Source organism: Brachyspira pilosicoli (assembly GCF_008016535.1).
Classification (GTDB): Bacteria; Spirochaetota; Brachyspiria; order Brachyspirales; family Brachyspiraceae; genus Brachyspira; species Brachyspira pilosicoli_A.
The window spans coordinates 42,051-67,810 of record NZ_SAXY01000064.1; the positions used below are offsets into that span (position 1 = coordinate 42,051).

Annotated in this window: 27 protein-coding genes; 14 read left to right on the forward strand and 13 right to left on the reverse strand. The window is 28.4% G+C overall.

The annotated features are described in order from the left end of the window. The first annotated feature begins 50 nt into the window (after positions 1–50). Positions 51–983, forward strand: coding sequence for an N-acetylmuramoyl-L-alanine amidase (locus EPJ72_RS10735; RefSeq protein WP_147732139.1), 933 nt, complete (start codon positions 51–53; stop codon positions 981–983). On the opposite strand, the gene EPJ72_RS10740 is transcribed toward EPJ72_RS10735, so the two are convergent. Beyond that, on the reverse strand, positions 980–1,933 hold the full coding sequence (locus EPJ72_RS10740) for an ROK family protein (RefSeq protein WP_147732140.1): 954 nt from the start codon (positions 1,931–1,933) through the stop codon (positions 980–982). The genes EPJ72_RS10735 and EPJ72_RS10740 overlap by 4 nt on opposite strands. A gap of 153 nt (positions 1,934–2,086) precedes the next feature. Between EPJ72_RS10740 and EPJ72_RS10745 the strand changes: the two genes are divergently transcribed. Then, positions 2,087–3,877 carry a glycosyltransferase gene (locus EPJ72_RS10745; RefSeq protein WP_147732141.1) on the forward strand — a complete coding sequence of 597 codons (1,791 nt, stop codon included), beginning with the start codon at positions 2,087–2,089 and terminating at the stop codon, positions 3,875–3,877. Here the strand turns inward: EPJ72_RS10745 and EPJ72_RS10750 are convergent. From EPJ72_RS10750 to EPJ72_RS10760, 3 genes are all read right to left on the reverse strand, one after another. Further along, positions 3,864–4,457 (reverse strand): chromate transporter, encoded by a 594-nt coding sequence (locus tag EPJ72_RS10750; RefSeq protein ID WP_147732142.1) that lies wholly within the window; start codon positions 4,455–4,457, stop codon positions 3,864–3,866. The two genes, EPJ72_RS10745 and EPJ72_RS10750, sit on opposite strands and share 14 nt — an antisense overlap. 8 nt (positions 4,458–4,465) lie before the next feature. After that, entirely contained in the window at positions 4,466–5,056 is a 591-nt protein-coding gene (locus EPJ72_RS10755; protein WP_147732143.1) for a chromate transporter, read from the reverse strand. A gap of 191 nt (positions 5,057–5,247) precedes the next feature. Continuing rightward, positions 5,248–6,156 carry a tetratricopeptide repeat protein gene (locus tag EPJ72_RS10760; protein WP_147732144.1) on the reverse strand — a complete coding sequence of 303 codons (909 nt, stop codon included), beginning with the start codon at positions 6,154–6,156 and terminating at the stop codon, positions 5,248–5,250. A gap of 207 nt (positions 6,157–6,363) precedes the next feature. Between EPJ72_RS10760 and EPJ72_RS10765 the strand changes: the two genes are divergently transcribed. The 5 genes from EPJ72_RS10765 to EPJ72_RS13805 all read left to right on the forward strand — a co-directional run bounded on the left by EPJ72_RS10765 (position 6,364) and on the right by EPJ72_RS13805 (position 10,713). Beyond that, positions 6,364–7,983, forward strand: coding sequence for a peptide ABC transporter substrate-binding protein (locus EPJ72_RS10765; protein ID WP_147732145.1), 1,620 nt, complete (start codon positions 6,364–6,366; stop codon positions 7,981–7,983). 117 nt (positions 7,984–8,100) lie between these two features. Next, complete coding sequence (locus EPJ72_RS10770; RefSeq protein ID WP_147732146.1) at positions 8,101–9,378, forward strand: 2-hydroxycarboxylate transporter family protein; 1,278 nt, start codon at positions 8,101–8,103, stop codon at positions 9,376–9,378. A 48-nt stretch (positions 9,379–9,426) separates the two neighbouring features. Beyond that, positions 9,427–9,735, forward strand: coding sequence for a hypothetical protein (locus EPJ72_RS13795; protein WP_439897272.1), 309 nt, complete (start codon positions 9,427–9,429; stop codon positions 9,733–9,735). After that, entirely contained in the window at positions 9,698–9,997 is a 300-nt protein-coding gene (locus EPJ72_RS13800) for a hypothetical protein (protein ID WP_439897273.1), read from the forward strand. Before EPJ72_RS13795 ends, EPJ72_RS13800 begins: the two co-directional genes overlap by 38 nt. 41 nt (positions 9,998–10,038) lie before the next feature. Next, positions 10,039–10,713, forward strand: a complete 675-nt coding sequence (locus EPJ72_RS13805) for a malic enzyme-like NAD(P)-binding protein (RefSeq protein ID WP_242005001.1) — start codon at positions 10,039–10,041, stop codon at positions 10,711–10,713. Positions 10,714–10,813: 100 nt separating this feature from the next. On the opposite strand, the gene EPJ72_RS10780 is transcribed toward EPJ72_RS13805, so the two are convergent. From EPJ72_RS10780 to EPJ72_RS10790, 3 genes are all read right to left on the reverse strand, one after another. Next, entirely contained in the window at positions 10,814–11,218 is a 405-nt protein-coding gene (locus EPJ72_RS10780; RefSeq protein WP_147732147.1) for a hypothetical protein, read from the reverse strand. Positions 11,219–11,295: 77 nt separating this feature from the next. After that, complete coding sequence (metX, locus tag EPJ72_RS10785; RefSeq protein WP_147732148.1) at positions 11,296–12,333, reverse strand: homoserine O-acetyltransferase MetX; 1,038 nt, start codon at positions 12,331–12,333, stop codon at positions 11,296–11,298. A gap of 27 nt (positions 12,334–12,360) precedes the next feature. Then, positions 12,361–13,659 (reverse strand): O-acetylhomoserine aminocarboxypropyltransferase/cysteine synthase family protein, encoded by a 1,299-nt coding sequence (locus EPJ72_RS10790; protein ID WP_147732149.1) that lies wholly within the window; start codon positions 13,657–13,659, stop codon positions 12,361–12,363. A 485-nt stretch (positions 13,660–14,144) separates the two neighbouring features. On the opposite strand from EPJ72_RS10790, the gene EPJ72_RS10795 reads away from it, so the two are divergent. From EPJ72_RS10795 to msrA, 4 genes are all read left to right on the forward strand, one after another. Further along, positions 14,145–15,284, forward strand: a complete 1,140-nt coding sequence (locus tag EPJ72_RS10795; protein ID WP_147732150.1) for a hypothetical protein — start codon at positions 14,145–14,147, stop codon at positions 15,282–15,284. Further along, complete coding sequence (locus tag EPJ72_RS10800; RefSeq protein WP_147732151.1) at positions 15,281–16,264, forward strand: hypothetical protein; 984 nt, start codon at positions 15,281–15,283, stop codon at positions 16,262–16,264. Before EPJ72_RS10795 ends, EPJ72_RS10800 begins: the two co-directional genes overlap by 4 nt. A gap of 80 nt (positions 16,265–16,344) precedes the next feature. Next, entirely contained in the window at positions 16,345–16,869 is a 525-nt protein-coding gene (gene msrB, locus EPJ72_RS10805) for a peptide-methionine (R)-S-oxide reductase MsrB (RefSeq protein WP_147732152.1), read from the forward strand. Positions 16,870–16,889: 20 nt separating this feature from the next. Next, positions 16,890–17,513: a peptide-methionine (S)-S-oxide reductase MsrA gene (msrA, locus tag EPJ72_RS10810; RefSeq protein WP_147732153.1), complete on the forward strand. Its 624-nt coding sequence runs from the start codon at positions 16,890–16,892 to the stop codon at positions 17,511–17,513. Between the two features lie 352 nt (positions 17,514–17,865). On the opposite strand, the gene EPJ72_RS13205 is transcribed toward msrA, so the two are convergent. The 4 genes from EPJ72_RS13205 to EPJ72_RS10825 form a co-directional block, all read right to left on the reverse strand. Continuing rightward, complete coding sequence (locus EPJ72_RS13205) at positions 17,866–18,006, reverse strand: hypothetical protein (RefSeq protein WP_199749290.1); 141 nt, start codon at positions 18,004–18,006, stop codon at positions 17,866–17,868. A gap of 6 nt (positions 18,007–18,012) precedes the next feature. After that, positions 18,013–19,035 (reverse strand): galactose/methyl galactoside ABC transporter permease MglC, encoded by a 1,023-nt coding sequence (gene mglC / locus EPJ72_RS10815; RefSeq protein WP_147732154.1) that lies wholly within the window; start codon positions 19,033–19,035, stop codon positions 18,013–18,015. A gap of 22 nt (positions 19,036–19,057) precedes the next feature. Beyond that, complete coding sequence (gene mglA / locus EPJ72_RS10820) at positions 19,058–20,560, reverse strand: galactose/methyl galactoside ABC transporter ATP-binding protein MglA (protein WP_101503112.1); 1,503 nt, start codon at positions 20,558–20,560, stop codon at positions 19,058–19,060. Between the two features lie 106 nt (positions 20,561–20,666). Next, the gene (locus EPJ72_RS10825) at positions 20,667–21,713 is read right to left on the reverse strand and encodes a galactose ABC transporter substrate-binding protein (protein WP_147732155.1); all 1,047 of its coding nucleotides are present in this window, start codon (positions 21,711–21,713) and stop codon (positions 20,667–20,669) included. A gap of 230 nt (positions 21,714–21,943) precedes the next feature. Here EPJ72_RS10825 and EPJ72_RS10830 point away from each other — a divergent pair, with 230 nt between their 5' ends. Further along, positions 21,944–22,132, forward strand: coding sequence for a hypothetical protein (locus EPJ72_RS10830; RefSeq protein ID WP_147732156.1), 189 nt, complete (start codon positions 21,944–21,946; stop codon positions 22,130–22,132). Positions 22,133–22,177: 45 nt separating this feature from the next. On the opposite strand, the gene EPJ72_RS10835 is transcribed toward EPJ72_RS10830, so the two are convergent. Beyond that, positions 22,178–23,080, reverse strand: a complete 903-nt coding sequence (locus tag EPJ72_RS10835; RefSeq protein ID WP_147732157.1) for an RluA family pseudouridine synthase — start codon at positions 23,078–23,080, stop codon at positions 22,178–22,180. A 24-nt stretch (positions 23,081–23,104) separates the two neighbouring features. After that, positions 23,105–23,659 (reverse strand): signal peptidase II, encoded by a 555-nt coding sequence (gene lspA, locus EPJ72_RS10840; RefSeq protein WP_147732158.1) that lies wholly within the window; start codon positions 23,657–23,659, stop codon positions 23,105–23,107. Positions 23,660–23,822: 163 nt separating this feature from the next. Here lspA and coaD point away from each other — a divergent pair, with 163 nt between their 5' ends. Then, positions 23,823–24,311 (forward strand): pantetheine-phosphate adenylyltransferase, encoded by a 489-nt coding sequence (gene coaD / locus EPJ72_RS10845; RefSeq protein ID WP_147732159.1) that lies wholly within the window; start codon positions 23,823–23,825, stop codon positions 24,309–24,311. A 33-nt stretch (positions 24,312–24,344) separates the two neighbouring features. Next, positions 24,345–25,655 carry a tRNA (N6-isopentenyl adenosine(37)-C2)-methylthiotransferase MiaB gene (gene miaB / locus EPJ72_RS10850; protein ID WP_147732160.1) on the forward strand — a complete coding sequence of 437 codons (1,311 nt, stop codon included), beginning with the start codon at positions 24,345–24,347 and terminating at the stop codon, positions 25,653–25,655. Positions 25,656–25,760 lie beyond the last annotated feature (105 nt).

Consider the following 25,760-nt stretch of genomic DNA (forward strand, 5'->3'; position numbering starts at 1 on the left):
ATATATTAGCAAATAAAATTTATAATAAAAAATCCGATATACAAACCTATATGGAAAATAAAAATCGCTTTATAATTTTTTCTACAGTTATTATTGTATTAATTATAATATCATTTTCTTCTCTAATGATAACAGCAAATGATAATATTAGTAAAGATATAAACTTAAAAAAAATAAACACTAATCAAAATAATTATATAAGCAATAAAAAAGAAAATAAAAAAATAAAAATATTAATAGACCCCGGTCATAATGCAGTTACAAAGGGTGCTATAGGTTTTTTGGGTTATGAATATTACATGACTTTAAGGCTTGCAAATCAGCTTACCGAAATACTAGATAAAGATGATAGATTTGAATACACACTAAGCAGGACTGGTCCTTATTATGATAAACATATAAAAGAATATATAACCAATAATTATCAAAAACTATTAGGTATATATAACACAGAATTAGAAAAAACTGAAAGAGTTGGAAATTTAACTAGATATCAAACTATGGAGCTTTATGCTATTAGACATTATGCCATAGATAATAATTTTGATGCTTTAATAAGTTTACATTTTGATTATATGCCATACGTAAAACTAAGAGAAAAAACAGAAGGTTTTCATGTTATGGTAAGCCCATACAATGGTGAGTTTCAAACTTCTATGCAAATAGCAAATAAAATATCTGAAAGGATGCAAGAGAGTTATAAAATATCTCCTGTTATAGCGATAGACAACATACTTCCAGACAATGTATGGAAATTTTATAATAAAGAAGATTTATTAAATAAAGGGATCACTTTAAGAGGATTAGTTTTACTAGGTGATAGCTTTGAATATGAATACAATAAACAAACATTCAAAAAAGATATACCTTCTGTTATGGTAGAATCTGGATTCATACATGATTGGAAACTAGGAAGCACCAAAGCATTAAGCAATATATCAGATAAAATATACAAAGCCTTAGTAGATGTATACTGCGATTAATTCTTAAAGAACATAGCAGCACAGCCTAATACCCCCGCATCATTTCCTAAAGAAGCAGGTTTTATCTCAAGATTTTTTACCATCATTCTAAGACCATAATTATTAACACCTCTTTTAATATGCTCTATCATCATATCAAAATCTTTGCAAAGCCCGCCGCCTATAAGTACCAAATCCAAATCAAGCATATTCAAAGCCTGTGCTATAGATATACCTAAATAATAAGAACATTCTGCAATAGTTTCTTTAGCAAGAATGTCCCCCTTTTTAGCTGCATCGAATATAGCCTTAGCCTTACCCTTCTCTAATTCTTCATAAGTTAAAGTAGTAGGAACAACATTTTTATGAATCTTTTGCTTAGCCATATTAATAAAACCAGTAGCAGAAGCATAACGCTCTATACAGCCGCTTGAACCGCAATTACATTTATCTCCATCAGGAACTACAACTACATGACCAATCTCTCCAGCACCTCCCAAAGAACCTGTAAATAATTTTCCATTAAGTACAAATCCTCCGCCTACTCCTGTACCAAGTGTAACAAACATAACGGATTTATATTCTTTATCTTTACCGCTTCCATATTTTGCCTCACCTAATGCAGCCATACTTGCATCATTGGCAGTTTTTACAGGTAAATCAAATAAATCTCCTATATCAGAAAACTTAATACCCTTCAAACCGGGAACATTTTCTGCCCCACCCATATGAAGTGTTTCAGAGTTCATAACTCCCGGGCAATCTAAACCAATTCCTATAGCATTATATTCTGAAGGCATATTCTCTAAAAGCTTCTTTATTATATTTGATATATTTGTTTTATGTTCTTCAGAGGTAAATTTAGCTTCTATATTAAAATTATCTTTATATAAAATATTTCCCTCTTCATTAATGATAGCACCCTTTATAGAAGTGCCTCCTATATCTAAAGCAATAACAGCATCTTTCATTATTTATATGCCTCCATAATTTTATAATCTTATTTTAGTATTAAGATAAAAAATTGTCAATGATTAATAATTAATAATAATATATCTATTTCAATTTTATGAATTATCAATTATAATAAACATAATAATAAAAAAATATTTTAAAGTGTTCTTATGAAAATAAATGAATTAGTATCAATATTAGTACCTGTATATAATATAGAAAGCACTATAGAAAAAAATATAAATATATTAATAGACAAAGTTTCTCCATTTTTGATGAACTTTGAAATAATTATTTCTGATGACGGAAGCAGCGACAACTCAAAAGAAGAAATAAAAAAAATATGCCTAAACTTTCAAAATAAAAATACAAATCTAAAAAACATAATAGGAGTTTATGCTAAAGAAAATCAAGGCAAGGGGCATGCATTAAAAAGAGCTTGCGAAGTTTCTATCGGTGAATATATAATATTTTGCGATGGGGATATGGAAATAGACCCTTCTCAATTAGAAAACTTTTTTAATATTATGCAAAAAGAAAATGCTGATGTTATTATAGGCTCTAAAAGGCATAAAGATTCTGTAGTTAATTATTCTAATATACGAAAACTTATTTCTTTTATATATTTTATGTTTGTAAAAATATTTTTTCATCTTCCAATACAAGACACTCAAACAGGATTAAAGCTTTTTAAAAGAGATGCCATAATAAATATTTTCCCTAGAATACTCGTAAAAGCATTTGCTTATGATTTGGAAGTATTAGTAGCATGCAATTCTAATAATAAAAAAATAGTTTCTGCTCCTGTAATAGTGAACCCAAATAGACATTTTGGTTTTATTAGATTTCCTATTCTTTGGAGAACGTTCATTGATACTTTGGCAATATTTTATAGACTAAACATTGTTCATTTTTATGATGATTTGTTTTCAGAATTAAAAGAAAAACCATTAGTAAGCATTATTATACCATTAAAAAAAATTAATGATTATATAAAAGAAGAGGCAGAATATTTGCTCGAACAAATATACACAAACTTTGAAACGATAATACTTCCAGATAAATATACAAACGAAGAAATTGATATAGAACTTTTTAAAGATGAAAGAATAAAAATAGTAGAAACAGGAGAACTTCCTCCAGCAATAAAAAGAGCTATTGGAGTAAAAAAATCTAAAGGAAGCATATTAGCATTTTTAGATGATGACACATATCCTGAAAAAGATTGGCTTCATAATGCATTAAGGGCTATGGAGAGTAAAAAAGTTTATGCCCTTGGGGGACCTGCTATTAACACACCAAAAGATAATTTCTCAAAACAAATTAGCGGGCTTATTTACAGTTCAACACTTATGAGCGGAAAGTATAAAGCAAGATATATACCTGATAAAGTTCAATATGTTAATGATTATCCAAGCTGCAATTTTATAATCACAAGGGAGCTTTATGATAGAGCTGGAGGTTTTGACAGCGAGTATTGGCCTGGTGAAGATACTATTCTTTGCAATAACATCATGAAACAAAAAGAAAAAATATTATATACCCCAGAAGCATTAGTTTATCATCATAGAAGGGATTTATTTTTTGGACATTTCAAACAATTAAAAGGTTATGCATGGCATAGAGGGTATTTTGTAAAAAGATTCGGCGGAAACTCATTAGCTTTATCTTACTTTATACCATCAATATTTTTAATTTATACTATTTTTCTTCCAATTGCATTATATTTTAATTTGCCCCAAGTTTTAAATAATTTAATGCCTATAATTAATAAAAATATATTTCTTGCTTTACTCTTATTTCCTCATAGTTTTTATGCATTATGTTTGCTTGGAAGTTGGGCAAGTACATTGTCGTTTATAAAAGGTTTTTGCAAAGCTATAGGAATATTTTTATCGCATCTCACCTACGGACTTTTCTTTATAAAAGGTTTTGTAGAAGGTTTTATTAGTAAAAAATAACTCCAATTACAGCTGCTATTAATATTATAGCTATAATAGGTACTTTTCTTCCTGCTACCCTTATTTTTTTCAAAAAGATAGATAAAGCAAATATAAATAAACCTATTGGACTTATATAATTAAAAATATTTTTTATAAATGCCACATTATTAAGTATAGACGAATCAGTTAATTTTACAAAAAAAGCATCTTTACAAAAAGTAATAACAGCAGAAACTATCAAAGCAACAGCACATACCCTAAGTCCATTCATTATACTATTAAACTGCTCATTATTTTTTAGACTATAGAAAAACTTAGATACAATCATGCATATTATAAAAGCAGGTAAAAATATCCCAAATGTAGCAACAGAAGACCCTAATACACCCGCAACTTTATAACCTACAAAAGTAGCAGCATTGATAGCTATAGGACCAGGAGTAATTTGAGATATAGCAACAAGATTAGAAAACTCGCTTGCAGTAATCCAACCATATCCTTCTAATATTCCTAATAGCAATGCTATAATAGCATATCCTCCGCCATAAGTAAAAATTCCAAGCTTTGCAAATATATAAAATAATCTAAAATATATCATATAATAAATTAATTCCTAATAAAATTTTTATTAATTAAATAATAAACCCAACCCAAAAAAGCAGAAATAAGTAAAGTATATATAACATTAAAATTAAGAAATACTACCAAAATAAAACTTAAAATAAAAAGTATAGCCGTAAATTTATTTTTTAAAACGCTCTTTCCCATATCATAAGCAGAAAGAAGTATCAAAGCTGCTATTGCCCCTTTTATACCTAAAAAAGCCTTGTTCACATATTCAAAATTTTGTACTCTTTCAAATATAGGAGCTATTATAAGTATGATGATAAAAGAAGGCATCATCACCCCAATACCAGCCATTATCCCTCCAAAAATACCTGCTACTTTAAAACCCGTAAGAAGCGAAGCATTAACTGCAATAACTCCAGGTATGCTCTGTGCTAATGCAAATACATCTACTATCTCATGCTCTGTTAAAAACTTTCTCTTATCAACAAACTCTTCTTGCATAAGAGGAAGCATGGCTAACCCACCGCCTATTGTAACAAGCCCTATATAAAAAAATGAAATAAACATTGTAAGAGCAGAAATCTTATTTTGTTCTTCTTTTTGTTTTTCTCTTTGTTCTTCTATCATATTTCAAGTAATTCCGTTTTTATTAAAATTTATTACAATATAAGATAATACTAGTTAAATAAATTGTCAATAATAAAATATAAAGATATTTTATTATTAAATTTTAATTAAATAATTTTTTAAACAAAAAAAGATAATAGCAATCATTAAAAATTGCCATTATCTTATAAAATTATATTTTTAATTATAAATTAATACTGAACCATCTGTTCATTAACTAATCCAGCAGCAGGAACATAATCATTAACTTTTTGAGAAAAAACTAAAGTATCAGCAAATCCGCCTCTTTTAACTGATAATAATAAATCATTATATTCATTAGCAGGTCTTCCCATTTTTTTAAGTGTTAAAGCTTTATAAAAAATAGCATCATTAGCAAATCTTGTTCTAGGATAAGAATTGATAATGTTATCAAATAATGAAACAGCATTTTGCAATTCATTAGGGTCATTAGAATAAGTTTGATATAACATACCATTCCATAATAATGATAAAGGCTTAAACTTTTCTATTTTTGTAGAAGCTGCAACCATTTTAAATGAATCATTAGCTATAGCAACATTAGATCTATCAGATTTAGATAAGAAATAATGAACTATTCCTTTAAATTGATATAATTGACCTAAATCAACATTAGCAGGTAAATTATTAAAATCTAATCTATCTATATAATTTTTAGCTTGAGTATATTCTTTATTTGCTATCATTACTCTAATTTCTTGTATGATTAGAGGGTCAGTTTTATGTGTATCTGCCCAAGGGCTATAGAAATTATTTATAGTAGCTTTTCTTGGACCGCTTGCAGCAAATGTATTTGCTGGAGGAGTTGTTTTTGTATATAAATTATTATTAGCTGGCGTCATAGAAGTTTGAGTATAAATATCATTAGTCATTGTTGTATCATAATATTGATTATCTGTTAATATTCCTGTATCTTCAACTGTAGTATTATCTGTTTCTAATACTACATTACTGCCTGTATTTTGATTATATTCATTTTCTATTTGACTAAGATAATCATTTTGAATATTATCATCTTTTTTATTACAAGATATTATAAAAACTAAACTTAAAACTATTACTAAAGCTTTTTTTATCATTTTATGCTCCAAAAATATAATTCTGTAATATTTTCGGAAACATATATCAAAAGATTAGGATTTTTAATAACAGTTTTTTATATTTTTAAATTGCTACTTTTATAATAAGTAAATAATTTTATAATAAACAATTATTATTTATAGAAATTTTTATTGACTTTGAATGAGCATATAATATAATGTAAAAAATCTTTAGGAGTATAAAAAATGAAAAAAATTATTTTATTTATATTTTTTATCTTTATGTACACTATATCTTGTACAAAACAAAGTTCAATTGTAAATGAAGCTATATTTATTAATATGGGGGGAGAGCCAAAAACTATAGACCCAACATTAAACTCATTAAATGCTGCATCTTGTTATATACATCATGCTTTTGAAGGTTTAACTAAAATGGATTCTAATAACAACGTTAAGCCTGGCATGGCAGAGAAATGGGATATATCAGATGATGGACTTATATATACATTCCATTTAAGAACAAATGCTTTATGGTCTGATGGGAAAAAACTGACTGCTAAGGATTTTGAGTATTCTTGGAAGAGAAGTGTTAATCCTAGTGTTGCTGCTGAATATGCTTATATGATGGAAATAGTAAAAAATGCTAAAGAAATAAATGAAGGCACTATGGATTATAATGAATTAGCAGTAAAAGCTATAGATGATTACACATTTCAAGTAACATTGGTTAATCCTTTACCATATTTTCTTGAGTTTATAGCTTCTACTGGAATATTTATGCCAATAAGAGAAGATATTATAAATACTTATGGTGATGAATGGACTCTAAAACCAGAAACTTACATAGGAAATGGTCCTTATAGTATGACAGAAAGATTAATAGATGAAAAAATTGTATTTACTGCAAATAAAAATTATTATAACCCAAATGAGCAAGTGGCTAAGCAAATAAATTTTGTATTGATGAGTGAGCCAAATACAGCTATGACTGGAATCAAAAATGCTTCTATACATTTTTCTGCTTTAGAACCTCCTTCTGCTGAAATAGAATCTCTTAAAGCAAATAATTTTATAATAGAAAATAATGCTATTGGAACTTATTATATAGAATTAAATATTACAAATAATGCTTTAAAAGACAAAAGAGTAAGACAGGCTTTAGCTTTGGCAATAGACAGAAATTATTTAGTTCTAAATGTAACTAGAGGAGGTCAAACACCTGCAGGAGCATTTGTACCGCCTACTGTTAAAGGTTCTAATTCTACATTTAGAGTTGAAAATCAAGAATATATTGATAATAAAGCTTATTTGGCTAATGTTGAAAAAGCAAAACAATTAATGGCTCAAGCGGGATATCCAAATGGAAAAGATTTTCCTGTTTTAGAATTAAAAGTGTCTCCCGGTATTTATGTATTACTTGGAGAGGCTATACAGCAAATGTGGAAAAATAATTTAAATATAGATATTAAATTATTACAAGAAGAGTTTCCTATTACATTACAAACTTTAATAGATAAAAATTATGAAATGGCTAGAATGGGTTGGACTGGAGATTATAATGACCCTATGACTATGCTTGAAATAATGCTTAGCTATAGTGGAGTTAATCATACAGGTTTTGCAAATGCTAATTACGATAGTCTTATTAATAAGGCAAAAACTGCTGTTGACAATAGTGTTAGAATGAATGCTATGAAAGAAGCTGAAGCTATACTTATGGATGAAATGCCTATAATACCTCTCTATTATAGAACAGATTCATTTATGATTAACCCTATATTAAAAAATGTGGTATTAAGTCCTTTAGGAAGACATAAATTCAATTATTGCTACTTAGTAACTACTAAAGAAACAAACAAATAGAATAAAATTTATTGTTTGAAGCATATAATTAAAATTATTTATTTTATTATTATTGACTTGATTAAGTATTTTTCTATACTATATAATTATCAATAAAAAATAATGGAGAACTGTAATATGGCAGATTTGAAAAATTACAAAATTATGGGGATAGAATGGTATTATTTCCTAATATTACTTGCTATTTATTTAATTGCAGCTTTTATGGGAAAACTTCCCAATGGTATGATAGGTGCTTTAGGCTCAATATTAGTTTTAGGTGCTTTGTTTGATGAAATAGGAAACAAAACACCGATAGTAAAAGACTTTTTAGGCGGCGGTGCTATAGTGGCTATTTTTGCCGGCGGATTTTTGGTATTTTTTAAAGCTTTGCCAGAGGCAACTTTAAAAAATATAGACACATTTATGAAAGGCGGCGGATTCTTAGATTTTTATATAGCTGCTTTAATATGCGGAAGTATCTTTGGAATGAATAGAAATTTCTTAATAAAAGCATTCTTAAAATATTTGCCTTTGATATTAGCTTCTACTTTAATGGCTTTAGTACTTGTTGCTATTGGCGGATTAATAATGGGGTATAGTATTAAGCAGGCTGTTCTTTATATAGGTTTGCCTATAATGGGCAGCGGTACTGGTGCTGGTGCTGTGCCTTTATCTAAAATATTTGGTAATGCTTTAAATGAAGATCCTGCACAAATTATTTCTGTAATGCTTCCTGCTGTATCTTTAGGTAATGCTATTGCTATAATCTCTGCTGGTATGCTTAATATAGTTGGAAACAAATTCCCTAGCCTTTCTGGTGCTGGAAGATTATTAGTAGGCCAAGATTTGAGTGAAATTCAAGAAAGCGGTAATGATAAAATCAGTTTAAAAAGTGTGGGAATAGGTATTGCTATATCATGTGCATTCTTTACATTTGGTTTGATATTATCTAAATTTATACCTATACACAATTATGCTTTAATGATTATATCTGTTGCTATTATTAAAGCTTTAAACTTAATACCTGAAAAATATTCTGCTATATGCAGTGAATGGTATAAAATTGTTGCAGGAAATTTTACAGCTGCTTTACTTGTAGGAATAGGTATTGCTTATTTGGATATCAATGCTTTAATAGGTGCTTTGAGTATTAGATATATTATATTAGTAATATTAACAGTTATAGGTGCTATATTAGGTGCTGGAATAGCTGGTAAATTCTTGGGATTCTATCCTATAGAAGCTGCTATAACAGGTGGTTTATGTATGGCTAATATGGGCGGAACTGGAGATGTTGCTGTTTTATCTGCTTGTCATAGAATGGGGTTAATGCCTTTTGCTCAAGTTTCTTCAATAATAGGCGGAGCTTTCATTATATTATTAGCTACTGCTATATTAGAATTTTTTGCTTAAAAGGATTATAATATTTAAAAATAATTTATAATATAAGGAGATTTTAATATGACAGACGAATTAAAAATAAAAGCGTTAGAGTATCATTCAAAAGGAAGAGCTGGAAAAATAGAGGTTATAGCAACAAAGCCTTGTAAAACTGCTGATGATTTATCTTTAGCATATACTCCAGGAGTTGCTAAACCTGTACTTGAAATAGCAGATAATCCAAACGATGCATACAAATATACTTCTAAGGGAAACTTAGTAGCCGTTATTTCAAACGGAACTGCAATACTTGGTTTAGGTGATAGAGGGGCTTTAGCTTCAAAACCTGTTTATGGAAGGAAATGGTATATTATTCAAACGCTTTGCTGATATTGATGTTTTTGATATAGAAATAAATGAAAAGAATCCTGATAAAATTATAGATATAGTGCATGCTTTAGAGCCTACTTTCGGAGGAATTAATCTTGAAGATATAAAAGCTCCTGAATGCTTTAAAATAGAAAAAACTCTAATAGAAAAATGCGATATACCAGTGTTTCATGATGACCAGCATGGTACTGCTATAATATGTTCTGCCGCTTTGATTAATGCTTTAGAGATTTCAAATATAGACAAAAAAATGCCAAGATAGTTTTTAATGGTGCAGCTTCTGCGGGAATTTCTTGTGCTAAGATGTTTGTAGCATTAGGAGTGCCTAAAGAAAATATAATTATGTGCGACAGTAAGGGCGTTATCACCAAAGAGAGAATAGAATCTGTTACAGAAGAGAAAAGAGAGTTTGCAACAGATTTAAAAGTAAAAAATCTTGAAGAAGCTATGAAAGGGGCTAATGTATTTGCTGGGCTTTCTGTTGCTGATTGTGTTAGTGAGTATATGGTTAAATCTATGGCTAAAAACCCTATAATATTTGCTATGGCTAACCCTAACCCTGAGATACAATACGAAAAGGCAGTAGCTGTTAGAGATGATTTAATTATGGCTACAGGAAGAAGTGATTATCCTAATCAGATTAACAATGTATTAGGTTTCCCTTTCATATTTAGAGGTGCTTTAGATGTGAAGGCAAAGGCTATATCAGAAAAAATGAAAATGGCTGCATCATTAGCTTTGGCGGCTCTTGCTAAAGAAAAAGTGCCTGAGGAAGTTTTTAGAGCTTATGGAAACAAGACTTTTGAGTTTGGTAAAAATTATATAGTGCCAAAACCTTTTGACCCAAGGGTTATCGAGTGGGTATCTCCTGCTGTTGCTAAGGCTGCTTGTGATGAAGGGCTTGCTAGAGAACCTATTACTGATTTTGAAAAATATAAAGCTTCTCTAAAAGATAGAATGAAAAAATATTGGGATTAATAAAATATATTTATTAATTTACAATAAATGCAAATAAAAAAGAGAATTTATTTTATTATTATAAATTCTCTTTTTTTATTTTTTCCTTATCTATTATTAATTACTTACTGTCTTTTATTGCTCTATATTTTGCTAAAAACTCATTTGATACATTTTGTAATTCTTTTGCATATTCAATATTTAAGTTCATTGAATTATTAATTATCTCAGTATCTGGATTTTCTTTAAGCATTTCTAAACGCATTTTTGCTTTTTCTGAATTTATTTTTTGTTTCAATTCAGAAATCTTTGGCTGATATTCAATTTTTAATTTTGTTATTTCAGCTAATTGTTCTTTAGTGAGAGAAGCAGAATTATAAATAAAATATCCATAATTATAAACCTCTCCATCGTAATAAGAATAATTATTACCTTTGTTATAAGAAGAATAATTATTATTACCCTTAGCAAAAGCTGATACTGATAAAATTGATACGATAAAAATAATGCTTAAAACCTGTTTCATATTTATCTCCATAAATATTATTAATAATATTATTAGACGAGCTCTTAAATACTAAAGTTCCCAAAAATAAACTATTATTAGGATTTTAAAAAATTCTTTATACATCTTGTCTGCTCATCATTTTTAAGCAAAAAAGCATCATGTCCATAATTTGATTTTAATTCGCAAAACTCAGTATCAATATTAAGTTCTCTATAAGCTTTTACTATATCCTCAGACTGATAACTCGGATAAAGCCAATCTGACACAAATGATATTACAAGAACTTTATCTATAGAGTGCTTCTTTATATTTTTTATATCATTTCTCACATCAAACAAATCCATAGCCTTAGTAAGATATAAAAAACTATTAGCATCAAATCTCTCAGTAAACTTCTCCCCATTATAGTGCAAATAATTTTCCACTTCAAAAGAAGGAGTAAAATATTTTAAAGCCTTTTTTCTTCTTCTTCCAAATTTTTTTCTCATATATTCTTCGCTCATATATGTGATATGCCCAAGCATTCTCGCCAAAGCAAGCCCGTTATCTGGCGTGGATATGCCGTAATATTTTCCTCCATACCATTCTGAATCTTCTGTAATAGCCTCTCTTGCTATTTCATTAAAAGCTATTTGCATAGGTGAATGAGTCATACAGCTTGCTATAATGATTAATTTATCCATCATATTTGGGTAAGATGCACTCCACTCTAAAGCCTGCATCCCTCCCATAGAGCCGCCTACAACAGCATAAAGCTTATCTATTTTCAAATAATCTATTAATAACTTTTGAGCCTTTACAATGTCTTTCATAGTGAAGCTTGGAAAATCTGTACCATAGCATAAATGACTATTGGGCTTCTTTGATGAAGGACCAGTTGTTCCATAGCAGCCTCCAAGCACATTTGAACATATTACAAAATATTTATCTGTATCTATAGCTTTTCTCTTGCCCACAAAATTGCTCCACCAAGTTAAAACATCGCTGTCTCCTGTAAAAGCATGGCAAATCAATATGGCATTATTTTTTTTATCATTTAATTTACCGTTTGTAGTGTATGCTATTTTTAAATTATCTATAGCAGCAGAGTTTTCAAATTTAAAAGTTTTATTATAATCAAAATACTCTATCATACATAACTTACCCTATTTTTTTATTTATTATTTACTCGCTATAGTTAAAGCTTCATCAAGATAATATAATATATCATCTATATGCTCTATCCCTATAGAAAGCCTTATAAAGTTTTTAGTAATACCAGCATTTATTAACTCTTCCTCAGATAATTGAGAATGTGTTGTAGAAGCAGGGTGAGCTACCAAACTCTTAACATCTCCCACATTAACAAGATGAGAAAATAGTTTTATATTGTCTATAAACTTAACAGCAGCATCATATCCGCCCTTTATGCCAAATACAACCATTCCCCCAAACTTATTATCTTTCAAATATTTTTTAGCTATATTATATGAAGCATCATTTTTAAGTCCCGGGTACCTCACCCACTCAACCCTATCGTCTTTCTCTAAAAACTCAGCAACCTTCATAGCATTAAATGAATGCCTATCCATTCTCAAAGGCAAAGACTCCATTCCCTGTATAAATACCCAAGAATTATCAGGAGACAAACAAGCCCCTAAGTTTCTTAAAGGCACAGTTCTAAACCTCATAGCAAAAGCAATATCTCTTAATTCTTCAGGCAAATCATAAGCCCATTTTAAACCATGATAATTAGCATCAGGCTGAGTAAATAATGTAAACTTATCATCTTTCCAATTAAACTTACCCGCATCTGTAACAGCCCCTCCAATACTGCTTCCATGCCCTCCTATCCATTTAGTAAGAGAGTTAATTACTATATCAGCTCCATAGTTTATTGTTTGAAGTAAATATGGAGTTGTAAAAGTACCGTCTACTATTAATGGTATATTATTATTATGTGCTATTTTTGCTACTTCTTCTATATCTGTAAAATCTAATGAAGGGTTTGATATTGTTTCTATATATATTACTTTTGTCTTTTTAGTAATTGCCTTTTCAAAGTTTTTTGGGTCTTTTGCATCAACAAAGTTTGTATTAATACCAAATTTTGGAAGTATGGCAGCAAACTGGGAATATGTGCCTCCATACAAACTAAAAGAGGACAATATCTCATCACCAACCTCGCATATAGTAATCATTGTATTAAATATAGCACTAGTTCCAGAAGATACCGCTATAGAAGATTTTCCGTTTTCCATTGCCGTAATTCTCTTTTCTAATATATCTGCAGTAGGGTCTCCTAATCTTGTGTAAATATAGCCTAACTCTTTTAAATCAAATAAGTCAGCAGCATGTTTAGAGTTTTTGAACATATAAGATGTTGTTTTATATATAGGTACACCTCTGCTTCCAAATACATCATTATTTTCTTGTCCTGCATGAACAGATAAAGTTTCAAATTTTAATTGTCTTGACATATAAACTCCTAAATATTTTTATTATATTATATTTAAAATAAAAAAGCCGCCAAAAAAATTTGACGGCTGTAATTACAAATTTATATTTATTATATTATGCAGCCGTAATTGTTTTTTGCATTTGCATAAGACAAAGCTGATTCTTAATAATAACTGCATTATTCATAAATATTTTACATTTCCTTAAAATTTTATATTTTAATAATATATTGTATATAAAAAACATATTATTGTCAATAGTAATTATTGAACTTTTAAAAAATTTATTCGTATATTTTTTAAAAGCTAAATTATAGTATTGAAATTGACATATGCTTGATATATAATATAAGTTAACAATAAAATAAAAGGTATTATAAAAATGAATATTTTAAGAAAAATGATATTTATTTTTGGGTTGTTATTAGCTTTAATCTCAATAGGTACAATAACAACTTATGAAAAAAATCAAAAAGATAAAGATATAGGAAAAGATTATTAATTATATGCTCAAATACAAAATTATTTCACTGCTGTTTTTATTAACATTATTTAGCTCTAATTTATATAGCGTAAAACTAACTGTGCTGCCATTTCTAAGCAAAGATAAAGAATGGATAGAAAAATACATGGTTGATGATGGTATGCCTAGAGCTTTTGAAATATCTTTAAAAAATACGCATATGTTTGATGTTAGCGATTATGATTTGCTTATTTCATATTTTGAATCTTATGATAATGTTGTACCGTATAAGTCTTTGTCTACAAATCTTACTGTTGCTAGTAATTTTGTTAAAGAAACTTTTGAATCTGATTATTTAATCACTGGAGAGGTTATTGATTTTACTCTAAAACAGGGCGGAAAAGATACGGCTAATGTAGAGTTTAAAGTTAATCTTATAGATATAAATACTTTAAAAATAGTCAAAACTTTTACAAATTCTGCTAGTTATGTACTTCCTGGAAATAGTCCTATATATAATTCTGAAGATGCTTTATTTTATGAAAGTGCATTAGGCTGGGCTAGTATTGTGGCTTTTAATAATATAGCTAATGAAATATCAGAATTTTTAAAAACCCCACCTCTAATTGGAACTGTAACAAGAATAGAAGATAATAAAATATTTATCAATTTAGGAAAAAGAAATAATATAAAAATAGGAGATGAGTTTGGAATATATCGTGTAGAAAAATATTTGGATTTGCCTCCTAATAATGAATATCTCATAAATAAAATAAAAGAAAGAAAGCAGAGTTCTTTAACTAATGGAGTATTAACAAATAATATAGATCCAAATAACTTTGTAGTTCATAATAATACTAATTCATATATTACAAATAATATTCAAGAACCAATTAATGCAGATAATAAAAAAAGTAATATATCCAAACAATATAATAATAACAATATTAATAACTCATCTTCTGTTTATAAACAAACAAGAGAGAATGCTAAAGGAGATTTTTGGTATACAAGTGAAATGCTTTATATATATAGGTTTTACAAAACTAAAAAGACATTAGTAACAAAAGCAAAAGTAATAGAATTATATGATAATTATGCTATATTAGAAAATAAAAGCGATGCAAAAATTGAGCTACTTATGGAAGTAAAAATTAATGAAGAAGAGGATAAGAAGTTATGATAATAAAACAGAATGTTATTTTTAATAAGACAGATAAAAAAGACTATTATATCTATATAGATAAAAAAAATAATAGGGGTATATTTACTCCATACTTTAAAGGTTCTTATAATAGTTTCTTCTATGATTTTAGCCTTGATAAATGTAGAATATTTCATAAAAACGCTAAATCATATTCTATATTAGATTTATCTTTAGACGGCAAAAAAATAATAACTATATCTGTAGATAGTGTTAATACTTCAAATAATACATTAAAGATTGTAGAAATAGGCACTAATAAAGTATTTTTAAAATTATCTGGAATGTATGTTTATGAGGCATTTTTTACTGCTAACCCAAAATTAATAATATGCAGAGCAAAAGAATTTAATAGAACTAATGTTTTTCTCTATAATATAGAAGAGAAAAAAATAGCATATACTTTAAAAGAAAATACATTTATAACCGATGGAGCTTTCGATGAAAAAAGAACAATGTTTACATATCCATCTGCTGTAAATAATAAAATATTATATCAGGTAAATTTGCTCACTTTAAATGATGGTAAAATACAATTAGAAAATCCAAATATGAAAGTAACTAATATATATTCTATAGGCAAAGACTTTATATTAATGGAATCTAATAAATCAATAGCATTATATAGCAATAAAAAAATAGTATGGAAAGTTGAATTAGCATCTGTATTTCATTGCGAATATGACGGAGGAATATTTTATTTAGATAAAAAAATATATTTTGACAACCCTGCTATATCAAAAGAAAATGTAGAAAATGATAAAAATCCAAAAGAAAATATGATACTTTATAGAATAGATATAGATACAGGCAATATAGAATATTTGCTTTTACCTGTAAATATAAAATATAAAAGATTTACAACTATGTTTGGCAGTAAAATTATAGATACTACTGGAAATATATTAGACATTAGAAGCGGAAAAACATTAACTTTTCCATTAAAATTATATAAATGATTGCAAATATATATTTTTTATTATATTTGTAAAGTGGTTTATGATTTTTTTAAAATAATTTATTTAAGAGGAGTTTAAAATTGTATAAAATATTACTTTTAACAATATCTATTATATTTGCATCTTGTAATGAAAAAGAGGTGAAAAATATAATAGCACAAACGAATAACATTACATCAAAGAATGATGCTGCTAATAATGAATCTAACATAAAAGTATCTACATCAAAATTAACATCAAAAGAATATGAGGTACTAGTAAATAATGGGACAGAGTTTCCTTTTACAGGTGAGCTTTTGGATGTAAAATCTGATGGAGTGTATACTTGTAAACTATGCGGCAGCTTATTATTTAAATCTGATGCTAAATTTAATTCTGGTACAGGCTGGCCTAGCTTTGATGATGCTATAATTGAGAATATAAAATTTGTAAAAGACGGATGCAGAGTAGAAGTAACTTGTGCAAAATGCGGAGGTCATTTAGGACATGTGTTCTACAATGAAGGCTTTACTGATAAAGAAACTAGATATTGCATTAATTCCGTATCTTTAAATTTTATAAACAAAGTTGATTTTGATAAAACTAATAATAGTACAAATAAATAATAATGAGGTAAAAACTATATATGAAAAAAATTGTATTAATGACAATAATATCCATATTTTCTTTAATATCCTGTAATGAAAAATTAAATAGCGAATCTTCAAATATTAAAGAATCTTCAAGTATTAAAGAAAATAAGGAGGAGAGGAAAATGATTCCAGAAAATGTTAAATATGCCTATTTTGCTTCAGGCTGTTTTTGGGGAACTGAATATTGGTTTGAAAAGGGCAAAGGAGTATATGCTGTTGTAAGCGGATATGCAGGAGGACATAAAATAAACCCAACATATAGAGAAGTTTGCACTGGTCTTACAGGTCATTTAGAAACAGTACAAGTTGCCTATAACCCTGATGAAACTACTTATGAAGATTTAGTTAAACTATTCTTTGAAACTCATGACTTTACTCAAAAAAATGGTCAAGGTCCTGATATAGGCTCACAGTATTTATCAGCTATTTTTTATCAAACAGAAGAAGAAAAAGAAATAGCTCAAAAATATATAGATATGCTTAAAGAAAAACGTTATGATGTGGCAACAACTTTAAGAGAATATAAAAACTTTTATCCAGCAGAAGATTATCATCAAGATTATTATGAGAGAAAAGGCTCTATACCTTATTGCCATTTCTATAACAAAATATTTTAAGTTTGTTTAAAAACTGAATTTATAAATATTTATATTGTTTTAATTTTATTGTTTGTACAAGTTTTTTATTCAACTTTTTCCCGTAGCAAAAAGTTGCAAAAAGTACAAGTGTTTTTACTCTATATCTTAGAATACATATATAATACTTGTATTTTAACTAAAAATGCAGTCTTTTGGTTCTTTTGGTCACGCCGCAAGGGCACTTCCTTCGGTCGCAAAAAGAAGTGGAGGTGTGTACCCTACAGGCACGCTTCGCAGGGGGCAAAGCCACCACAAATAAAAACAAATATTATTTAATAAAATAAAAGAGCTATTACTAATTATTAGCAATAGCTCTATTATTAATAAATCACTAAATCAAGCCCTTGATATATCTAATCAATTCAGCAACCACAAAAATTAGAAACACAAACCCCAAAAATATCCAAGACTTAATAGTTCTTTTTCTTGTCTCTTTTTTATTAAACTCTGTTCTAAAAGGATCATTTTCCACGATTCATCAAACCTTTTTCAAATATTTTTGAGTATCAACAGCAACAGCAGCAATGATGATAGCACCTTTAATAATATATTGCATATAAGGTGAAATACCAACGAAAGTCATACCATAGTTAATAACTTGGAATATCAAAACCCCAGATACAATACCCAAAATAGAACCAATACCTCCAGAGAAAGAAACACCACCAACAACACAAGCAGCAATAGCATCAAGCTCATAACCGTTACCCAAGTTGTTTGTAGCAGAACCAACCCTAGCCACCTCTAAAGAACCAGCTATACCATATAAAGCACCAGCCATAGTATAAACTATCATAAGAGTGAGAGGTATATTTACACCGCTTACAGCAGCAGCTTCAGGGTTGCCTCCAACAGCAAATATATTTTTACCTAGCTTAGTTTTATTCCAAATTACCCACATAATTAAAGTAATAATCACGGCAAATATTATTAAGTATGATATTGTAAGTCCGCCTATTTTTATACCGCCCTGAGCTAAATTAGTAAATCTAGGGTCAAGTCCTCCGATAGGCTGAGCACCATAAGGAGGTCTGTCAAAATAAGTACTAGTAGTACCATAAAGTATAAGCTGCATACCCAAAGTAGCAATAAATGGAGTTACATAAAGTTTAGAAATGATAAATCCATTTATAAAACCAAATACCATAAGTATAAGCATAACTAAAAGTATAGGTAATATAACAGGAAGCATAGGTAAATCAGGATACATTCTAGTAGGGTTAGTAGCAGATTGTAAAAGAGAAGCACTAACAACCGCAGCAAGACCAACAGCCCTGCCAGCACCAAGGTCATTACCCTGAGTTACTAATAAAGTACCAATACCAACAGCAATAATCATACGAGTAGAAGCCTGAGCAAAAATGTTTACAAAGTTGCTAAGTCTAAAGAAAGATGGTTCTTTAATAATAATACCAATAAGTATAACTAAAAGTGCTGCAAATATGGCATTATTCAGTATAAATTTAGAAATTTTGTTTGTAGTAGAATTTTTGTCTGACATATATTATTCCTTTATTAATAAATTATAAATATTTGGCAGATAATGCCATTATTTCTTCTTGATTAGTATTAGCCGTATCAACTATGCCCGCAACCCTTCCATTACTCATAACCATTATCCTATCGGTTATACCAAGCAATTCAGGCATTTCAGAGCTAACCATAATAATAGTCTTACCTTCCGTAGCTAAATCTATTATAAGTTTATATATATCATATTTCGCCCCTACATCAATACCCCTAGTAGGCTCATCAAGCATAAGAATATCGGGAGCACTCAAAAGCCATCTTCCCAATATTACCTTCTGCTGATTACCTCCAGATAATGTTTGTATGGCTGTTTTCTCTGAAGGAGTCTTCACCTGCATACTGTCTATTACCCATATAGTATCATCTCTCATCTTTTTATTATTCAAAAATCCAAAATTACCTTTATAATTATCTATATTAGCTATTATAGAATTAAAATTAATAGAAAGCATGCCAAATATACCAGTCTGTCTTCTTTCTTCTGTTACTAAAGCAAATCCATGTTTAATAGCTTTTCTTGTTGTGTTATTTTTAATGTCTTTATCATCTTTAATAATTCTACCGCTTGATAAAGTACGCATACCAAATATACTTTCAAGCACTTCAGTTCTTTTTGCACCAACAAGACCTGCTATACCGAAAATTTCACCTTTTCTCACACTAAAATTAATATCAGTAAGAGAAGGCTGATAAAATGCTGTAAAATTTTGAATCTCTAAAATTCCTTCAGCAGGTTTATTAGTTTTAGGAGGGAATCTATTAGTTAAATCACGGCCTACCATCTGCTTAATAATAAGGTCAGTTGTTAATTCTTTTGAAGGAGTGTTAGAAACAAATTTACCATCACGCATTATAGTAACTTCATCAGATATCTGTAATATCTCTTCCATTTTATGAGAAATATATATCATACCCACACCGCGGCTTTGAAGTTTCCTTATTATCTTAAATAATTTAGCAACTTCTTTTTCTGTAAGCGAACTAGTAGGCTCATCTAAAACAAGTATTTTAGAGTTGTATGATACCGCCTTTGCTATTTCAACCATCTGCATTTCAGATACTGATAATGTAGATACCTTAGTTCTAGGGTCTAAAGGTATTTCTAAATCATCAAAAATAGCCTTAGTATCATCATACATTTTTTTCTCATCTACAAATCCAAATTTAGTAGGATATTTACCAAGCCAAATATTATCTTGTATATTTCTTTGCCTCACCTGATTAAGCTCTTGATGCACCATTGCTACACCATTATTTAAAGCCTGCTTTGGAGAAGTAAAATTAACCTCATTGCCGTCCAATAATATTGTTCCTTCATCTTTATGGTAAATACCAAATAAACATTTCATAAGAGTGGATTTTCCCGCACCATTCTCTCCCATAAGGGCTACAACACTCCCCTCTCTTACAACAAGCTCAGCCTTATCTAGAGCCTGAACACCAGGGAAATATTTAGATATGCCCTTCATCTCAAGAATTACTTTTCTCTCTTCCATAAAAATAAAATCCTTAAAATTACACTTAAAAAAATACGATATACAAAATTAAAAAATAGGGGACATTATATACAATAATAATATCCCCATTCATAAATAATGATTATTACTTATAAGCTTCTTCAGCAATAGTAATATTATCTGCAGTTATAGGAACATAAGGAACGCGTACTGCTTTTACTTCATCTAAAGTCCAAGTAGTGCCGTCTAAAGGATCTTTACCAGCAGCAACATTCAAAGACAAATCTATAAGAGCTTGAGATTGTCCAACTGGGTCGTTAAGAACAGAACCAAGTATTGTGCCTTTTTTGATTTCGTTTAACATATCAGGAATAGCATCTACACCTACTATAGGGATATATTTAGCTTTATCGCCTGTGTTGTAGCCTAAAGCCTGTATAGACTGTAAAGCACCTAAAGCCATAGAATCATTGTTAGAGAAAATAAACTCTATTTTATCGCCGTATTTTTGTATCCAAGCATCTACTATATCTTTAGCTCTAGCAGTGTCCCAGTTAGCATTTAATTCTTCTAATTTTTCTACTTTAATTCCATTATTAGTAATATACATAGTTACATGAGAAGTTCTTGCTTCAGCATCTGGGTGACCTGGTTCACCTTTAATTAATACATATTGTATAATACCATCGCCATTTTTATCTAAAGTAGGGTCTGCTTTCCAAGCATCTACTACGATTTTTCCTTGCATATCGCCAGATTCTTCTGGTTTAGTACCTACATACCAAGTTTTGTCATAACTAGCCATAGCCTCTGCACTAGGCTGTTTATTAAAGAATACTACTGGTATGTTTTTAGCTTTAGCTTTATCTATAATAGTTTGAGCTGCTTGAGGGTCTACCAAGTTAATAGCCAAAGCATTTACATTTTTATTAAGCATAACATCTACTTGGTCATTTTGCTGAGCTTGGTTATTTTGTGAATCGTTAATAAGAAGCTGAGCTTTACCAGATATTCTAGTTTCAATATTTCTTCTCAAAAATGACATAAAGTTATCATCATAACGATAAATTGTAACTCCAATTAGTGGACCTTCTGCAGCTGCTGCATTATCTGTAGTAGTTCCGCCGCCGCAGGATACTGTAAAAATTGTTGCTATTATAAACATAGAACTTATAATGAATATTTTTCTCATAATAGAAAACTCCTTGATTTAATTAATATTCTAAATTTTAGTATATAAATTTTATTTGTTAAATCAAGTTTTTTATTTGATTATTAAAAGCTTAATTTAACAATAAAAAAAACTTTATAATGCAGTTTTTTAATATTTTTTATACAAAAAATAAAAAATATTATCTTTTCATATATACTATAATGAATAATAATCCGATAATATACATATAAAACATTTGGAGGTTAAAAATGAATGTATCTATCAATTCTATTTATTCATCTAAAATGTTTCCACTAACTGGACATATGTATAGTGCAGGACTTAATGTCTATAACTTATCTGACTCTATGAGCAGATTAAATGAATTTGTTTCTGGACAAGGTACTTCAGTTTTAGTAAATTACAATTTAGGAAAAAATTTAGATGCATATGCTTAAAGAATTAGTATAAGCCAGTTGTAATTTTAGCAATTGGCTTATTCTTTAAATTTCATCTGAAATCAAAAAATCCTTAAAATAATCTGTATAATCAACTTCAAACTTCATAATATTTCTGCTAATAGGATGAGTAAACTCTATCTCTTTTGCTATAAGCATTAAATTATTATAATTTGAATAACTTTTAGAATAAATCTTATCACCAGCTACAGGAAAACCTTTATATGAACAATGAACCCTTATTTGATGAGTACGTCCTGTTTTAATATTAACCTCTATTAAACTATGCTTTTTAAATCTGTTTAATACTTTTATATAACTCAATGCCTTCTTGCCGTCTTCACGAACTGTCATTTTTTTTCTATATACACTATGTCTGCCTATAGGTAAATTAATTTCATAAAAATTCTCTCTCAATACCCCTACAACTATAGCATGATAAATCTTTTTTATTGTTCTGTTTTTAAATTGTTCCTGAATATCAGAAACTATATCAGCATTCTTTCCTACAATCATTAAACCAGAAGTATCTTTATCTAATCTATGTATAATCCCTGCCCTACTCCTATCACCAACAAAATTAAAATCTTTTATATGATAAAGCAAAGCATTAACCAAAGTGCCGCTCTTTTCAGATGAAGAACAATGAACACTCATATTACAAGGCTTGTTTACAACTAGTAAATATTCATCTTCATACAAAATATCTAAATCAATATTTTCTGCTAATATATCCTCTTCTTCTTTTTTGTTATCATCTGTTTTTATGTTTATCTCTACAATATCATTAAGTTTTAAATAATATGAAAGTTTTTTTATATTACCGTTAACTAATATACAAGATAAATAATTTTTTACTTGAGATCTGCTTATATTTAATTTCTCGCTTACAAATATATCAAGTCTTTTATTTAAATCTTTTTCTTCTATTATCAAAAAATTATACATTTATTATTATTTATTTTAATTTTATTATTTATTTTCTTTTTTTTCTTTTTTAAATGCACTATCAAAATCTTCTTTAAAGAAAAATACACCTATTGCTATAACTACAATACCTATAGTAATGGCAGCATCAGCAATATTATAATTCCAAGGAAATCTAATATCTAAATTAAAACCCATATTGATAAAATCAGTTACAAAGCCCCTCATAACTCTATCTAATAAATTGCCCATAGCTCCGCCCAACACCATACTAAAACCAACTATAGACACTTTTTGCTTTTTCTTATCTACTAATATTATTATATAAAATACAACAATCATTGCCAAAAAAACAACAACCTTTAAAAACTCTGGTATTATATGCTTTATCACTTCTGGAACATTATTGAGAAAACCAAAAGAAACTCCATAATTTCTCGTATATATAAATATCAATATATCACCAATAATCTTTTTAAAACCAATCTCCTGTAAATATTTATCAACAAAATATTTTGAAACAGTATCCGCTATAAATATTAATATAGATACTAAAAAATATATCTTTTTTTCTTTTATCTGAAGTAAAATCTTACTCATAAAAAACAAATTCCTTATATAATCAAGTGCTAATAATAATTTATATTAATAAAAATTACAACCTACAAAAACCTAAATAAAAAAAATTATATTTATTTTAATATAATTTAAAAATAACTCTTTTATATTGATATTATATATTTTTTGTATATAATTTATTATTATGAAAAATGGAAAAGTAATATTTCCGGGTACTTTTGACCCTTTCACTTTGGGACACCTCGATGTTCTCTATAGACTTGCTGATATATTTGAAGAAGTATATATATCTGTAACTGTAAACTTAGAAAAATCCCCAACTTTCACTGCAGAAGAAAGAAAAGCAATGATAAAAAAAGCTATTGGTAATAATGATGCAATAAAAATAGTTTCTATATCAGGGCTTGTTACAGAATATATGAAACAAAATGATATAAAAGTATTGGCAAGAGGAATAAGAGACAGCGAAGATTTATATTATGAACTTAGAATGTCAAGAATGAATAAATTATTATATCCAGAGATGGATACGATATTTTTACATACATCAGAGCATTATTCTTATGTAAGTTCATCACTTATTAAAGAAATACTTAAATTTAATGGTCCTATAGATAGTTTAGTTCCAGAAGTTTTAATAGATGATATTAAATCCAAATTCATAAAAAAATAATAATAAATACCAAAAACAAATAAAGAATAGAATATGAAAAATTTTTACTTAGAAAATTACGGCTGCCAAATGAATAAAGCAGATTCAAATAGTTTAATAAACTCACTTATGCAAGAAGGATTTATACAAACAGAAAATCATGAAAATGCTGATAATATTATAATAAATACATGCAGTGTAAGAGCACATGCTGAAGAGAGAGTTTTTTCAAGAGTAAAGCTATTTAATGCTAATAGAAAGAAAAACAAAAAAGACACAAAAATCATCATTATGGGTTGTATGGCTCAAACTTCTAAAGAGCATTTAGAGAGTTTGGGGGTTGATAAGATATTTGATGTATACAATGAAGTTAATATTATAGACTACTTAAAAGATGAAGAGGTTTTTGTAAGGAAGTTTAATGATAATTATATATTTAATAAGTCTTATGTTGATGAAGATAAACCGCATAAGGCATTCATACCAATCACTCATGGATGTAACAACTGGTGTACATACTGCATAGTACCTCACACTAGAGGAAAGATGATTAGCAGGAAATCTAGCGAGATATTAGATGAAGTAAAAAGACTCATTGACGAAGGAGCTAAAGAGATTACTCTTCTGGGGCAGAATGTTAATTCTTATGGGCTTGATATTGATAATGAAATAAACTTTACAGAGTTATTATACAAGATAGATAAGGTTATAGAAGAAAAAGCAAAAGATAAGGTGTGGATAAGGTTTTTAACTTCTCACCCTAAAGATTTTGATAAGAAATTAGCTGATGCTATATGGAGTTTAAACAGTTTATGTAAGCATATACATCTGCCTTTTCAAAGCGGTTCGGATAGAATATTATCTTTAATGAATAGAAAATACACAAAAGAAGAATATATTAAAAAAGTATCATTTTTAAGAGAGCATGCTGATGACTTTCCTATTTCTACAGATATTATAGTTGGTTATGCAGATGAAACTGAAGAAGAATATAAGGAAACATTAGATTTACTTGAAAGCATTGGTTTTGAAGAGGCTTATTTATATAAATATTCTGAGAGAGAAGGCTCTATTGCATACAAAAAGAAAGTTCAATATGATAAGGCAGCAGGGGCAAGAAGACTTACTCAAATAGTTAATTTTCAAAGAGAATTAGCACAAAAATTACTCTCAAAACAGGTTGGAAAAAAAGCTTATATAATGATAGATGATATTGCCAAAGATAATATGCATTATTTATGCAGAAGCAAAGAAAATAGAATTGTGTTAATAAAAAAAGAAAAAGAACTTAATATGGGCGATATTTATTACTGTGAAATAACAGAAATAAAAAATCATACTTTAATTGGAAATTTAATAAATTAAAAAAAATATTCAAATATTTGCGAAAAAAAAATTCATTTTCTGTTTATATATTTGCAATTTTTTTTGTTAAATGGTAAAATTTTACTATAATAATTTTAGGGGTAG

What these genes read in the sequence shown, in the direction of transcription:
- metX (WP_147732148.1), bottom strand. Translation starts at nt 12,333, where the DNA reads ATGATAGAGTATTTTGATTATAATAAAACTTTTAAATTTGAAAACTCT.
- EPJ72_RS10780 (WP_147732147.1), bottom strand. Translation starts at nt 11,218, where the DNA reads ATGAAACAGGTTTTAAGCATTATTTTTATCGTATCAATTTTATCAGTA.
- mglA (WP_101503112.1), bottom strand. Translation starts at nt 20,560, where the DNA reads ATGGAAGAGAGAAAAGTAATTCTTGAGATGAAGGGCATATCTAAATAT.
- EPJ72_RS10795 (WP_147732150.1), top strand. Translation starts at nt 14,145, where the DNA reads ATGCTCAAATACAAAATTATTTCACTGCTGTTTTTATTAACATTATTT.
- EPJ72_RS10750 (WP_147732142.1), bottom strand. Translation starts at nt 4,457, where the DNA reads ATGATATATTTTAGATTATTTTATATATTTGCAAAGCTTGGAATTTTT.
- EPJ72_RS10755 (WP_147732143.1), bottom strand. Translation starts at nt 5,056, where the DNA reads ATGATAGAAGAACAAAGAGAAAAACAAAAAGAAGAACAAAATAAGATT.
- coaD (WP_147732159.1), top strand. Translation starts at nt 23,823, where the DNA reads ATGAAAAATGGAAAAGTAATATTTCCGGGTACTTTTGACCCTTTCACT.
- EPJ72_RS10760 (WP_147732144.1), bottom strand. Translation starts at nt 6,156, where the DNA reads ATGATAAAAAAAGCTTTAGTAATAGTTTTAAGTTTAGTTTTTATAATA.
- EPJ72_RS10740 (WP_147732140.1), bottom strand. Translation starts at nt 1,933, where the DNA reads ATGAAAGATGCTGTTATTGCTTTAGATATAGGAGGCACTTCTATAAAG.
- EPJ72_RS10835 (WP_147732157.1), bottom strand. Translation starts at nt 23,080, where the DNA reads ATGTATAATTTTTTGATAATAGAAGAAAAAGATTTAAATAAAAGACTT.
- mglC (WP_147732154.1), bottom strand. Translation starts at nt 19,035, where the DNA reads ATGTCAGACAAAAATTCTACTACAAACAAAATTTCTAAATTTATACTG.
- EPJ72_RS10765 (WP_147732145.1), top strand. Translation starts at nt 6,364, where the DNA reads ATGAAAAAAATTATTTTATTTATATTTTTTATCTTTATGTACACTATA.
- miaB (WP_147732160.1), top strand. Translation starts at nt 24,345, where the DNA reads ATGAAAAATTTTTACTTAGAAAATTACGGCTGCCAAATGAATAAAGCA.
- lspA (WP_147732158.1), bottom strand. Translation starts at nt 23,659, where the DNA reads ATGAGTAAGATTTTACTTCAGATAAAAGAAAAAAAGATATATTTTTTA.
- EPJ72_RS13795 (WP_439897272.1), top strand. Translation starts at nt 9,427, where the DNA reads ATGACAGACGAATTAAAAATAAAAGCGTTAGAGTATCATTCAAAAGGA.
- EPJ72_RS13805 (WP_242005001.1), top strand. Translation starts at nt 10,039, where the DNA reads ATGTTTGTAGCATTAGGAGTGCCTAAAGAAAATATAATTATGTGCGAC.
- EPJ72_RS10800 (WP_147732151.1), top strand. Translation starts at nt 15,281, where the DNA reads ATGATAATAAAACAGAATGTTATTTTTAATAAGACAGATAAAAAAGAC.
- msrA (WP_147732153.1), top strand. Translation starts at nt 16,890, where the DNA reads ATGAAAAAAATTGTATTAATGACAATAATATCCATATTTTCTTTAATA.
- EPJ72_RS10830 (WP_147732156.1), top strand. Translation starts at nt 21,944, where the DNA reads ATGAATGTATCTATCAATTCTATTTATTCATCTAAAATGTTTCCACTA.
- EPJ72_RS10790 (WP_147732149.1), bottom strand. Translation starts at nt 13,659, where the DNA reads ATGTCAAGACAATTAAAATTTGAAACTTTATCTGTTCATGCAGGACAA.
- EPJ72_RS10825 (WP_147732155.1), bottom strand. Translation starts at nt 21,713, where the DNA reads ATGAGAAAAATATTCATTATAAGTTCTATGTTTATAATAGCAACAATT.
- EPJ72_RS10745 (WP_147732141.1), top strand. Translation starts at nt 2,087, where the DNA reads ATGAAAATAAATGAATTAGTATCAATATTAGTACCTGTATATAATATA.
- EPJ72_RS10735 (WP_147732139.1), top strand. Translation starts at nt 51, where the DNA reads ATGGAAAATAAAAATCGCTTTATAATTTTTTCTACAGTTATTATTGTA.
- EPJ72_RS13800 (WP_439897273.1), top strand. Translation starts at nt 9,698, where the DNA reads ATGGAAGGAAATGGTATATTATTCAAACGCTTTGCTGATATTGATGTT.
- EPJ72_RS10770 (WP_147732146.1), top strand. Translation starts at nt 8,101, where the DNA reads ATGGCAGATTTGAAAAATTACAAAATTATGGGGATAGAATGGTATTAT.